This window comes from Flavobacterium reichenbachii, assembly GCF_002217435.1.
GTDB lineage: Bacteria > Bacteroidota > Bacteroidia > Flavobacteriales > Flavobacteriaceae > Flavobacterium > Flavobacterium reichenbachii.
This window is the reverse complement of record NZ_MUHF01000006.1, coordinates 99,041-112,086: the sequence shown is the minus strand read 5'-3', so window position 1 is coordinate 112,086 and position 13,046 is coordinate 99,041. Positions and strand designations below refer to the sequence as shown.

The window sequence follows — 13,046 nt, the reverse complement described above, 5'->3', positions numbered from 1 at the left end:
TAGATTTTACTTACCTATTTTTAACACAAAAAAAATACTTCTAAATTATTTTTAAATAAAATTTTATCAAATCGAAACTTATTTTATTAATTAAAAGAACATACATCAACATGAACAGCCATTCTTAGAAAGAAAATATATTTTTTTAAAGAATTCTTTACTTATTATACAATATAAGATTAGGATTATAAATTACTATTGGCTGCTGTTTTTAATCAAAGAAAAAATGAATAAATATTCTATGGCCAAGCTTTTTTAAATTCAAGTATAAATACCTATAAATAAACAACTTACAATAATTAGTTTTATACCTTAAATTGAAAAAACTGAATCAGCAGCACATTTTGTATTGAATCGGATTTCAAAAATAATAATCTAAAAAATAGTAATTATGGACCAAAAAGTAATTGAAAACAAGAAAGGATTTGCCGTTTTTCCATCTGTAAAAATTATGAATTACACTAAAAAAGGTAATGGTGACAAAAAATTTACATGGGTTAAACATTTGTTATTTGGAGATTGGATTAGTTTGTTAACAGGAGATGACGGAATGCCTGTTTACGAAACGATTGAAGGAACTGAATATATTAAAGTAAGAGGCCGAAACCAAAATGGCTATATCCTGCCTCACGAAATACAGCATAATAGAATTCTTGAAGTAAATTTTGTAGATGTTGGTCAAGGTGACGGCTGCCATATTGTTACTCCAGAAGATGATCATTATTTGGTTGATGCAGGCTCTTCTGACAATATGTTCCGCTTTTTAAACTGGAGGTATAATATCGAGAAAGGCGGAAAATTTCCTCCTCCTTTTACAGTTGTAATTTCTCATTCTGATGATGATCACTATATGGGTTTTACAAAAATATTTGAACACACTACAAATGGCAACAAGACTTTTAAGATAGAAAAAGTGTACCATAATGGAATGGTTGAAAAAACCGGAACTAAACCGGGAAGTCTCGGAACTTTAATTTCATCGAATAAGAAAGATTACATTACAGACTTATGCGATACAGAATCTGATTTCCAGCAAAGAATAGCTGTTGAAAGCACTTTTAATGCAAACTATATTAAGATGCTGCAAAAAACCACTGCCGAAAAACTGAGTCTGCGTAATGGTGCGCCATCTATAGGAAGCGCCACAGCAGTTATGGAAATAGTGGGTCCGGTTGCTCAAATAGTCGATAATAAACCTGCATTGCCCGTTTTTAAGGGTAATAAAGGAAAGACCAAGAATGGGCATTCGATAATTATAAAACTAGCAATAGGAAAAGTAAAAATTTTATTAGGCGGAGACCTTAACGAAGATTCTGAAGATTATTTAATCAAACATTACACGGGTGCAGATCTTCCGGAATTAAGAGCAAAGCTAAAATCTAAACTGCAAAAAGATAGAGATCTGGCTAAAGAAGCTATTAAACAAGCGGTATTAGACGCCCGCAAAATATTTCAGGTGGATGTTGCAAAATCCTGTCATCATGGATCTTCAGATTTTACAAGCGAATTTATGGACGCAGTTAATCCATTGGCGACTATTATCTCAAGCGGTGATCAGGAACCTCATTGTCATCCGCGACCTGATACATTGGGAACGATTGGTAAATATAGCAGAGGAGAAAGATCTTTAATATTTTCGACAGAACTTTCAAGATCTACACCAGAATTTTTAAAACGCTCCAATACAAATTCGAAAGTGAATGTTAAACCTATTACTAAAGAACGTTTAGTAACTGTTTACGGAATGATAAATCTGCGAACTGACGGCGAAAAAATCATTATAGCTCAAAAACTTGAAGCACCTGCAACAAGAGGAAGCTGGGACCTTCATGAAATTCTTTGGGACGAAATAAACAATGAATACATATATCGTTCTAAACAATCTGAATAAAAATCTTAATACATTACCCCGTAATGACGCAACTATAAAACAAAAAGCTTGTTCTAAAACAACATTTACATCATAATCTTCGTGATGTAAATAATAATTTTACGAAATATCGTAAACAATTAATCCCATCCAAAAACACAAATAACTAATAATCAGTTATTTAAAAATAAAGGCACATTATTTGGCTAATGTTCTGCATCAACTTATTAATTTAATAATTGCAGAACATGAAAACAAATGATGTGTTGTCTTTTGCACGAGATCCAGTGCTTACCGCAAATAAAAAAATAGACTAAAAGCCTTAATTCTGGCTGAGCAGATTTAGATAAAAGTAATGTTGTGAAATAAACTTTTTCACTTCTTAACCTAGATTAATCGATAGACCTTTTGTTCTATAATAAATTTGCAACACAAACAAGACAAAATTAGACATTTGATACATTAACTGTTAAAAATCAAAATTAATCTTCAAGTTAAATTAAAAACCCACAATATAATTAATCTTAAATTCAAAAATCATGAGCACATTTAAAACACAAGACGGAACAGAAATTTTTTACAAAGATTGGGGAACAGGTCAGCCAATTGTTTTTCACCACGGATGGCCCTTATCTAGTGATGACTGGGATGCTCAAATGATGTTTTTCCTTAAACAAGGATATAGAGTTATTGCACATGACAGACGCGGACACGGTCGTTCTGGTCAAAGTTCTGAAGGAAATAATATGGAAACTTACGCATCTGATGTAGCAGAATTGACAGCTGCTCTTGATTTAAAAGACGCTATTCACGTAGGTCACTCCACTGGTGGAGGTGAAGTAATTCGTTACGCTGCAAAATACGGAAAAGGACGTGTTGCAAAAGCAGTAATTATTAGTGCTGTAACGCCGATTATGATTCAAAACGAATCAAATCCAGAAGGCGTTCCATTGTCTGTTTTTGATGAAATAAGACAAGGTACAGGTTTTAACAGAGCACAATATTTTTACGATTTCCCGATTCCATTTTACGGATGGAACCGCGAAGGAACAACTGTTCACGAAGGTATTAAACACAATTGGTGGCGTCAGGGAATGATGGGTTCTGTATTGGCTCATTATGAAGGAATTAAAGCGTTTTCTGAATCAGATTTCACAGAAGATCTTAAGAGTTTAGATATTCCGGTTTTGGTATTGCACGGAGAAGACGATCAAATTGTTCCTTACGGTCAGGCACCAAGAGCTGCAGCACTTTTGAAAAACGGAAAACTTATTTCATATCCAGGATTTCCTCACGGAATGCCAACTACAGAAGCAGAAACGATCAACAATGATATTCTTGCTTTTATTAAATAAATAATAAAAACACTCTAATTAATCAACTGCCTGCAAAGGTTCTTTCACAGGCAGTTTAATCTTCTCCATTATGAGTTCATTACAACAACCCGCTTTTGATACCGTTACCGAAGCTTTGCAATGGCTGAATCAACAAGGTTTTACAGAAAATTTTAATCTTGACGAAAATTGTATCCGTTATAATAATAACACGCAAACAATGTCTCCGGAAGAATTTAAAATCGAATATCTGTTTCGTTTTGAAGGGGATACAGATCCCGGAGATGAAGATATTGTGTACGGAATTGTATCTGATATCTACAACCTAAAAGGAGTTTTAACCAGCGCATTTGGAATTTATGCTGACTCTGTTTCTACAGAAATGATTAAAAAACTCTCCACTCATTCATAACAATTTTATAAAGCAATAATAAATTTACGAAATATCGTAAGAGAATAGAGTTGCTTTAAAACATAAAAACCAATATAACAAGCTATTAACAATTTGGCATTTAATTGGCATAACTAATAATATTAAAAATAAACATCCTATGAAACCATCAGTAAACTTATTATCACCAGACAATCATGCATTAGTATTAATCGATTTTGAAGGACAAATGGCATTTGCTACAAGCAGCATTGCTTTGAGCGAGTTACGTAATAATGTTGCCATTATTTGCGGTGCATCTAAAATTTTTAACGTTCCCACAATTGTAACTACTGTTTTTGAAGAAAGCTTTGCAGGTCCTGTTTTCCCAGAAATTGAAGAATACTATCCAATTGCCACTTCAGGATATATTGACCGTACTACAATGAACACTTGGGAAGATGAAAATGCTTATAAAGCTATCACAGGAAAAAACAAGAAAAAAATAGTTCTAGCCGGATTATGGACAGGAGTTTGTATCGTTGGTCCAGCTTTATCTGCTATTGAAGAAGGTTACGAAGTGTACGTAATCACAGATGCCTGCGGTGATGTAAGCGAAGAAGCTCACGAACGTGCCATTCAGAGAATGATTCAAGTTGGTGCACAGCCAATCACTTCTATCCAATATATATTAGAGCTTCAAAGAGACTGGGCACGTCAGGAAACCTATGTTCCGGTAACCAATTTAATGAAAAAACACGGTGGATCTTACGGTTTAGGTATTCATTACGCACACAACATGTTAAAACACTAATTCGGTTTAACCTGAAACTTGAAACCTGAAACAAAAAAATAACCTTTCACCCCTTCATTATGTTGGAATCATCAAAATCCATATTGCAAAAAAATAAGAACTTCGGGATTATCATGATGTGTTTTCTTTTAATTGGAAGCGCAGCATCGGCACAAAATTTTAAGCTTTTGCGCTATGATGAAAACTACGAATTTCTAAAAGATTCAAGCAGAAACTTTTATGAGAATCTAAAATTTATTCCTTTAAACAAAGAGAAAGATTTTTATATGTCTCTTGGAGGTGAAGCCCGATATGAATATGTCGATTTCAACAATGAAGATTGGGGAAGATTAAATATTGGTCATAACAATTTCTTATTACAGCGTTACGATCTTCATGCCGATATTCATTTAGGAAAAACTTTTAGAGTATTTGCTCAATTAAGAAGTGCTCTTCAAGACGGAAGAATTAACGGTCCACGTGGGATTGATGAAGATCAGCTGAACGTTCAGAATCTTTTTTTAGATGTGAATGTATATCAGAAAGAAGATAAAAAAATAATCGTTCGTGCCGGAAGACAAGAACTCGATTATGGTTCCGGAAGATTAATTTCGGTTAGAGAAGGTCCAAATGCAAGGCTTTATTTTACGGGAGGAAAAATAATGTACTCTTCTGCCCGATTCTCAATTGACGGATTTGCCATGATGGCCGATACTATAAATACGGGTGTCTTTGACAATAAAATGTCGAAACAACTGAATCTTTGGGGAGCGTATTCAAAAATAATATTCCCAAAAGCAGGCAATCTGGATTTGTATTACCTCGGAATCAGAAGAGACGAATCGCTTTTTGAGGAAGGAATTGCGCCTGAAAGACGACATACAGTTGGAACAAGACTTTGGAAATACGGCGGCGGTTTTATTTACAATCTGGAAGCAGCCTATCAATTCGGAACTTTTGGCTCAGGAAATATAAATGCCTGGACAGGATCAATTGACATTGGCTATTCTTTTGAAAACGTGAAATTTAAGCCGACAATAAACCTTCGAAATGATTATATTTCAGGTGATAAAAAAGAAGGCGACGGAAATCTGCAGACATTCAATCCGATTTATCCAAAAGGAGGCTATTTTGGTTTCAGTCCGCAGGTTGGTCCGGTAAACCTTATCGATATTCATCCTTACGCCACGATGGATTTACTGCCAGAGCTAAAGATGCAGGTCGATGTGGTTTTTAACTGGAGATATTCAACTCAGGACGGTGTTTACAGACCAAGCGGCACCTTAAATTTACCGGGAAGCGCTTCTGACGAAAGATATATCGGAACAGCATATCTGGCTAATTTCTCCTACAGCGTAAACAAATATATTTCGGTTGTAAGCGGTATTCAGTATTTCAAAACCGGAGCATTCATAAATGACATTATTCCAAATTCTAAAGACGGTGTTTTCTTTAATGCCCGACTCGGATTTAAATTTTAATAATTTTTATTCAACATAATTAATTTAAACACATAGAAACATAGCTTTTAGAAATGTAAAAAAGGCGTTTCACTTGCATTAATAAACATAGCTGTAATCCATATAGCTATGTTTGAGAAACTAGTATCTTTTTATATTCTTTTTATTCATTTCAGAATATAAATTCTATGTCTCTATGTGTTTAAAAAAATCACAATCATACTCTCATCAACTAAAATTTAGCACTATGAAAAATACAACGATTTTCTCAAATTACAGACTTAGAACTAGTATTCTAACTCTTCTAATCACAATTTTATTCGCAGGTTTCACAAATAATGCCTTTGCACAAACCGCGGCGCTCGGTTCTACTACAACTTGGGGGAAAGTAGATGGAGTTGCAGTAAACGGATTGGTGCAGGGGCCATCTGCAGCCGAAGCAGAATTACAAGTTGCCTGCGTTTTTGAATATACAGAAGGTGACATTTTTAACCCTCCTGCCCTTCCTGCAAACCTAAACGGAATGGTTCATTTAGACGACGCTTTAAAAGGTATAATTACTGAATTACGCAAAAGCGGAAAATTTCAAGGTCACGCATTAGAAACTTTATTGATTACGCCTCCAAAAGGTACTTTGGCTTCTAAACAGTTATTGCTTATTGGACTTGGCGACCGCACTAAATTTACGCCAGATTTAATGATCAGCGTTGGAAGTACTGCTATGCGCGAAGCACTGCGTTTAGGTGTTTCTAATTATTCTTTTGCCAGTGATATTAAAGATGCAGGAATCGATTCTCCAACCGCTTTAGTTGCTGCAAATGTAGTTTTAGGTTCTTTTGAAGCTTACAGAACTCAGGCTTTTCTTAAAGATAAAAAATTAGCTGATTACAAACCTTTAACTAAAGTTATCCTGCTTGCCGGACCTGCTTTTTACAATGTTGCAGGAGAAGGAATTAAAGATGCTATTTCAAAATTGAATACTAAATAATTGAATTATGAAAGCAGATCTAATTTTATTCAACGGTAAAATTCATAGTTTCAATGCCGAAACGCCAAATGTTACAGCGGTAGCAATCAAAGACGGAAAATTTATTGCAGTTGGAAGCGACAGTAATGTAATGGAATTTGCATCTGAAGAAACCAAAATAATCGACCTTCAAAACAAAAGAGTGGTTCCGGGAATCAACGATTCGCACATTCACTTGATTCGAGGCGGTTTAAATTATAATTTAGAATTGCGCTGGGATGGCGTTCCTTCTTTGGCCGATGCTCTTAGAATGCTGAAAGAACAAGTCGATCGCACACCAAATCCGCAATGGGTTCGTGTAGTTGGAGGCTGGTCTGAGTTTCAGTTTGCAGAACGAAGAATGCCGACTTTAGAAGAAATCAATGCGATTGCACCAGATACTCCTGTTTTTATCCTGCATTTGTACGACAGGGCGATTATGAACAGAGCCGCTTTAAGAGCTGTTGGTTATAATAAAAATACGCCGGCACCTCCGGGAGGACAAATTGAAAGAGATTCTAAAGGAGAACCAACCGGACTTATTATTGCGACTCCAAATGCGATGATTTTGTATTCGACTTTGGCAAAAGGACCGACACTTTCGTATGAACATCAGATCAATTCTACGCGTCATTTTATGAAGGAATTGAACCGTTTCGGAATCACAAGTGTGATTGATGCCGGAGGCGGATTCCAGAATTTTCCGGACGATTATAAAGTTGTGAATGAATTGAATGAAAAGAAACAATTGACCGTTAGAATTGCCTACAACCTTTTTACTCAAAAGCCAAAACACGAATTTGAAGATTTTGAAGACTGGATTGATACCGTAAAATTATATCAGGGAGATGATATGTACCGCCACAATGGTGCAGGCGAAATGTTAGTTTTTTCTGCTGCTGATTTTGAAGATTTCCTGCAGCCAAGACCTGATCTTCCTGAAAATATGGAAGCCGAATTGGAAAAAGTTGTCCGTCTTTTGGTAGAAAACCGCTGGCCTTTCAGACTTCATGCCACATATAACGAAAGCATTACCAGATTCTTGAATGTATTTGAAAAGATCAATCAGGAAATTCCGTTTAACGGATTACCGTGGATATTTGACCACGCCGAAACCATTGACGAACGCAATATTGAACGTGTCAAAAATTTAGGCGGCGGTATTGCAGTACAAAGCAGAATGGCGTATCAGGGCGAATATTTCACCGATCGATACGGAGCAAAAGCGGCAGAAAACACACCGCCAATTAAAAAGATGCTAGAAATGGAAGTTCCCGTTGGCGGCGGTTCTGATGCAACCAGAGTGAGCAGTTACAATCCGTGGGTTTCTATGTATTGGATGACGGTTGGAAAAACAGTCGGCGGTTTGCAATTGTACAACGAAAGTAGATTAAGCAGAGAAACAGCTTTAGAATTATATACCAGAGGAAGCGCCTGGTTCTCTCAGGAACAAGCTAAAAAGGGAGATATTAGAACAGGAATGTTTGCCGACTTAGTGGTTTTAGACAGCGATTATTTTACGATTGCCGACGAAGACATTAAAAAAATTGAAGCCGATTTGACTATTGTCGACGGAAAAATTATGTATGCTAATGGAGATTTCTCTTCGTTTTCGCCACCGCATATTCCAATATTACCAGACTGGTCGCCAACCAATATTTATAACGGATATCCAAGCAAAAGTAATTTGCAGAGCGCAATTGAGAAAAACTCAAAAGCAGATGCAAAACCAAGTCTGACTTCTCAAATTCACAGCTGCTCCGGAAGCTGTGATGTTCACGCTCACAGCCACAATATTGCCAGAATGAGCAATGTACCTGTAAATAACTATAATGCATTTTGGGGCGCACTTGGGTGTTCTTGCTTTGCTTTTTAAATTTAAAGAAATGACCGAAATTATAAACAAAATCCTTTATTCTGATTTAGGAACAAATTTCAATAATGCAGCGCTTTTAGTTTTTAGAATCTTGCTTGCTGTTGAACTTTTCAGGGTACACGGAATGAAGAAATTCAGAGTAGAAAATGGACAAAGAGAGCACGTTCCGAATCCGCTTCATCTGCCAGAAAAACTAAACGGATTAGTGGCAACTTTTTCTGACACAATAGTTCCGTTTCTAATTATTCTGGGTATCGGCACCCGATTGGTTGTACTGCCAACTATTGGCGTTACAGCGATTGGATATTTTGTCGTGCACAGAAAAGATTCACTCGAAGTACGCGATGTGCCTTATATGTACACTTTATCCTTATTATTAATTCTTGCACTTGGAGCAGGAAAATATTCACTAGACGCTTATTTATTAACCTTTATAAACAATTAATTTCAACACATAGAAACATAGCTTTTTTGGAGCGCATAAAAAGGCGTTTCACTTGTATTAATACATCCCCGAGGCTTCGGGACTATGTGTGAGAAACTAGTTTCTTTCTATATTCTTTTATTCATTTCAGAATATAAATCTATCCCGAAGCTTCGGGACTATGTGTTTGAATTATTTAGAATTACCCTTAAAATATTATTTACTAAACCTAATTTAAAATGAAAGCAAACATCGGAATTAAACAAGAAAGCATCTCAAAAGTCGTAGATGTACTAACCAAAGTTTTAGCAGACGAATTTGTACTTTATACCAAAACAAAAAAAGCACACTGGAATGTAGAAGGTCCGGATTTTTACAACAAACACCTTTTCTTCGAACAACAATACGAAGCCTTAGACGAAATTGTAGATGCTGTTGCAGAAAGAATCAGAACTCTTGGGCATTATGCACCGGGAACTCTAAAAGAATATTTAGCACTGACGCATCTTACAGAAGAATCCAGAGAGAAAAACGATAGCACAGGTTACATCAAAGAATTGCTTTTGGACCATGAAAGTATTTTGATCCACTTACGTGAAAACATCAACAATTTTGCTGCAGAATTGCACGATGCCGGAACCAGCGATTATATTACAGGTCTTTTAGAAAATCACGAAAAAATGGCGTGGATGCTTCGCGCTCACCTAAAATAAACAACTATGAACTTCAAGTTCATAAGTTACACAACAAACTTTAAGTTTCTAAAATTGGAAAGCTTGATTTTAACCACAAATTACAAAAATTTACGCTAATTAATTTGTGTGAATTTGCGCAATTTGTGGTTTAAAAAAATTAAAAGCTGAAAGTAAAATGTACGAAAGTACATAGTTTTAAACTATCATTGAAATTAATGACACTATGGAATTACAAAAAAATATTTGGTACGTTACTCTGCTCCTTACGATAATAGCAGGGTATTGTGATACCGTAACATTTGTCGCTGCAGATTCTATATTTTCGGCACACGTTACGGGTAACTTTATTGTCTTTGCTTATCAAATCATCAAAGGTTCAGATATACACGCTTGGGTAAAATTATTGACTTTTCCTGTTTTTATCATCGCCGTGATTACAGGAGGAAGAATTGCATTAAAAGCCACAAATCATTATACCGTCTTATTTTGGGAAGGTTTAATTTTGGTTTTAAGCGGCATTGCAACGTATGTTTTTGGATACTTAGACATTTTTTCCGAATGGACCATGTACAGTGTTGCTATGGCTACCGTATTTGCAATGGGACTTCAGAATGCTTTTGGAAAATTGTATGCTAAAGAAACCTACGGACCAACAACGATGATGACCGGAAATGTTACGCAGGCATCTCTTGATTTAGGAAATCTATTAAAAAACGGATTAAAAGATGTTGATGTACTGCTAAGTTTTAAGAGACAATTAGTTACCATAATCGGATTTCTTGTGGGTTGTTTTTTAGGAGCGGTTGCCGGAAAGTTTTTCGGATTAGGGACTTTAATTCTGCCTGGAGTTGGAATGATCATTTGTTATCTCTACCACCGTAAAAACTAGGCAAAAACGGATTTAAAATTGCAGATTTCTGATAATATAGTATCTTTAAAAAATGAATTTTATCCCCTTTATTTCTGTCAAAAACCACTTGTACATCCTATGTACAGTGTCTTTATTTTTATTGGTATCCGTTAATGGAACGGCACAGTCAAAAGAAGATCCTGATCAATTAAAAAAGAAAATTGCTGCTGCTGAAAGTGACAGTCAAAAAGTCGAATTACTTTTGACATTGAGCAATTATTATCTTACCAAACCCGGTGAGTTTAAAACAGATCTTGACAGTGCCAATACGATTAATTCTGAGGCAAAGAATCTGAGTAACAGCTTAGGTTACAAACTCGGAAAAGGGAAAGCAATTCTTTTGGATGCTCAGATTTACAGAGAAAAAGGAGATTCTAAAAACGGATTAAAAAAGACTAAAGAAGCACTCGCCTATTTCCAGAAAAATAATTTGACCGAACAACAAGGAGATGCTTATGCTGAACTTGCGATTTATGAAAATGATCTGGAAAAGAAAGCCAAACTAAAAGAAACGGCGATACAGCTTTTTAAAAAATCGGGGGCAAAAGAAAAGCAGGCAACGGCACTAAAAGAGCTTGGCGAATTGTACAGCAGTAACGAAAATCCGGAAAAAGCAGATCCGTTTTTGCAAGAATCGCTGCTGCTTTATAAAAGCATCGGTTTTAAAGAATTGCAAGGTGTTTACAATATTCTTTCGGAAGTACATACTCAAAAAGGGAATTATTCTGAATCCTTAAAATATGCTTTACTGGCAGAAAAAACAGCCTTAGCCATGCGCGATAATTCACTGCAGCTGAGTTCTATTTACAATCATGGCGCGCTGGTGTATTATTATCTGCGCCAAAATGATAAAGCAGAGGAATATTGGTACAAAGCATTAGAAATTGCCAAATATTACAAAGACACAGAATATGTAAGAACGATTGCCGAAAATCTTTGTTCACTGCTTATTCGTCAAAAGAAACAAAACGACGCTCTTAAATTGATAAAGGAAATGCAGGTTAATTTTCCGACTTCAAATATTGAGAGGCAGATGGTCGAAAATTATCTTTTATTTAATATTTACAGAATACAAAAAGACAACGCCAAAGCCGCAATATATTATAAGAAACTTGCTGCTTATTATGGCGAAAATGCCGAAAGAAACGGGAATAGAATTGCGGTTCTAAGAAGTTATTCTGCTTATCATCTTCAGGTAAAACAATACGATGATTTTTACAGAACAATTAAACTTTTGGATTCCACCGCGGCAGCAACGGGAAATAATAATATTCGATCTGAGAGTTATTTAGTTTGGTTTAAAGCAGATTCTGCGCGAGGAGATTATCTAAATGCCATCAAACATTATCAGCTGTATAAAAGCCTGTCAGATTCGGTTTTCAAAGGAGAAAAAAGCAAACAGATTAACAGTCTTCAGGTAGAATTTGAAAGCGAGAAAAAGGACAAAAATATCGATTTGCTGACACAGGAAGCAAAATTGCAAAAAATACAGATTCATAATGATATCGTTATCCGATACATTTTTATAGCAGGCGTTTTGGTTTTGGTGCTTTTCATTGCACTTTTATACAATGGTTTTAGATTAAAAAAGAAAAAGAACGAAGAACTCGAAATCAAACGACAAAAGATTAACGAGCAGAACGAACTGAACAAAAAAATGCTGCTGGAGAAAGAATGGCTTTTAAAAGAAATTCACCATCGTGTAAAAAACAATCTTCAGATTGTCATTAGTTTATTAAACACACAATCGGCTTATCTGGATAATGAAGATGCCTTAATGGCGATTCAAAACAGTCAGCACAGAATGCACGCCATGTCGCTGATTCATCAAAAATTATATCAATCTGATAATCTGGCCAATATCGATATGTCATGGTATATTTATGAGTTGATAAGTTATATGAGGGAATGTTTTGATACCGACCAGAAAATCAATTTTGTTCTGGACACAGAAAAAGTGTATCTTGATGTTGCACAAGCAGTTCCGCTGGGATTAATTATAAACGAAGCGATTAATAATGCTATTAAATATGCTTTCCCATCAGACAAAAAAGGAGATGTAATTATTGAACTTAAAAATACAGGAGACAACAATTATCAGCTTGTAATTGCGGATAACGGCGTTGGTCTTCCGGAGAATTTTGAAGATACAGAGAGAAATTCGCTGGGAATGAATTTAATGATGGGATTAACCGATCAGATCGACGGAATTTTTGAGATGAAAAATGATAACGGATTACAGATTAAAATTGCATTTACAAGAAATACAGAATTTGAAGGAGCTGCCGAAAATTCTGAAATCATATAA

11 protein-coding genes are annotated in these 13,046 nt (G+C 35.5%); all 11 read left to right on the top strand.

Features of this window, described 5'->3' with window-relative positions; all coding sequences use genetic code 11:
• The first annotated feature begins 391 nt into the window (after window positions 1-391).
• The gene (locus tag B0A68_RS06605; protein ID WP_035689045.1) at window positions 392-1,891 is read left to right on the top strand and encodes a ComEC/Rec2 family competence protein; all 1,500 of its coding nucleotides are present in this window, start codon (window positions 392-394) and stop codon (window positions 1,889-1,891) included.
• A gap of 518 nt (window positions 1,892-2,409) precedes the next feature.
• Entirely contained in the window at window positions 2,410-3,225 is an 816-nt protein-coding gene (locus B0A68_RS06600) for an alpha/beta fold hydrolase (protein ID WP_035689042.1), read from the top strand.
• A gap of 70 nt (window positions 3,226-3,295) precedes the next feature.
• On the top strand, window positions 3,296-3,616 hold the full coding sequence (locus B0A68_RS06595; RefSeq protein WP_035689039.1) for a hypothetical protein: 321 nt from the start codon (window positions 3,296-3,298) through the stop codon (window positions 3,614-3,616).
• 139 nt (window positions 3,617-3,755) lie between these two features.
• Window positions 3,756-4,388 (top strand): hydrolase, encoded by a 633-nt coding sequence (locus B0A68_RS06590; RefSeq protein WP_051892853.1) that lies wholly within the window; start codon window positions 3,756-3,758, stop codon window positions 4,386-4,388.
• Between the two features lie 113 nt (window positions 4,389-4,501).
• Window positions 4,502-5,848 (top strand): alginate export family protein, encoded by a 1,347-nt coding sequence (locus tag B0A68_RS06585; protein ID WP_089069694.1) that lies wholly within the window; start codon window positions 4,502-4,504, stop codon window positions 5,846-5,848.
• Window positions 5,849-6,074: 226 nt separating this feature from the next.
• Complete coding sequence (locus B0A68_RS06580) at window positions 6,075-6,815, top strand: M17 family peptidase N-terminal domain-containing protein (protein WP_035689031.1); 741 nt, start codon at window positions 6,075-6,077, stop codon at window positions 6,813-6,815.
• A gap of 7 nt (window positions 6,816-6,822) precedes the next feature.
• A complete protein-coding gene (locus B0A68_RS06575; protein ID WP_035689028.1) occupies window positions 6,823-8,709 on the top strand; it encodes an amidohydrolase in 1,887 nt (628 codons plus the stop codon).
• A 10-nt stretch (window positions 8,710-8,719) separates the two neighbouring features.
• A complete protein-coding gene (locus B0A68_RS06570; RefSeq protein ID WP_035689475.1) occupies window positions 8,720-9,154 on the top strand; it encodes a DoxX family protein in 435 nt (144 codons plus the stop codon).
• Between the two features lie 218 nt (window positions 9,155-9,372).
• Window positions 9,373-9,846, top strand: coding sequence for a Dps family protein (locus B0A68_RS06565; protein WP_035689026.1), 474 nt, complete (start codon window positions 9,373-9,375; stop codon window positions 9,844-9,846).
• A gap of 205 nt (window positions 9,847-10,051) precedes the next feature.
• On the top strand, window positions 10,052-10,717 hold the full coding sequence (locus B0A68_RS06560; protein ID WP_035689024.1) for a YoaK family protein: 666 nt from the start codon (window positions 10,052-10,054) through the stop codon (window positions 10,715-10,717).
• Window positions 10,718-10,769: 52 nt separating this feature from the next.
• Window positions 10,770-13,046 (top strand): tetratricopeptide repeat-containing sensor histidine kinase, encoded by a 2,277-nt coding sequence (locus B0A68_RS06555; protein WP_084679174.1) that lies wholly within the window; start codon window positions 10,770-10,772, stop codon window positions 13,044-13,046.

Excerpts from the sequence above, each read along its gene's own strand:
- B0A68_RS06605 (WP_035689045.1), top strand. The coding sequence starts at position 392 with ATGGACCAAAAAGTAATTGAAAACAAGAAAGGATTTGCCGTTTTTCCA.
- B0A68_RS06600 (WP_035689042.1), top strand. The coding sequence starts at position 2,410 with ATGAGCACATTTAAAACACAAGACGGAACAGAAATTTTTTACAAAGAT.
- B0A68_RS06595 (WP_035689039.1), top strand. The coding sequence starts at position 3,296 with ATGAGTTCATTACAACAACCCGCTTTTGATACCGTTACCGAAGCTTTG.
- B0A68_RS06590 (WP_051892853.1), top strand. The coding sequence starts at position 3,756 with ATGAAACCATCAGTAAACTTATTATCACCAGACAATCATGCATTAGTA.
- B0A68_RS06585 (WP_089069694.1), top strand. The coding sequence starts at position 4,502 with ATGATGTGTTTTCTTTTAATTGGAAGCGCAGCATCGGCACAAAATTTT.
- B0A68_RS06580 (WP_035689031.1), top strand. The coding sequence starts at position 6,075 with ATGAAAAATACAACGATTTTCTCAAATTACAGACTTAGAACTAGTATT.
- B0A68_RS06575 (WP_035689028.1), top strand. The coding sequence starts at position 6,823 with ATGAAAGCAGATCTAATTTTATTCAACGGTAAAATTCATAGTTTCAAT.
- B0A68_RS06570 (WP_035689475.1), top strand. The coding sequence starts at position 8,720 with ATGACCGAAATTATAAACAAAATCCTTTATTCTGATTTAGGAACAAAT.
- B0A68_RS06565 (WP_035689026.1), top strand. The coding sequence starts at position 9,373 with ATGAAAGCAAACATCGGAATTAAACAAGAAAGCATCTCAAAAGTCGTA.
- B0A68_RS06560 (WP_035689024.1), top strand. The coding sequence starts at position 10,052 with ATGGAATTACAAAAAAATATTTGGTACGTTACTCTGCTCCTTACGATA.
- B0A68_RS06555 (WP_084679174.1), top strand. The coding sequence starts at position 10,770 with ATGAATTTTATCCCCTTTATTTCTGTCAAAAACCACTTGTACATCCTA.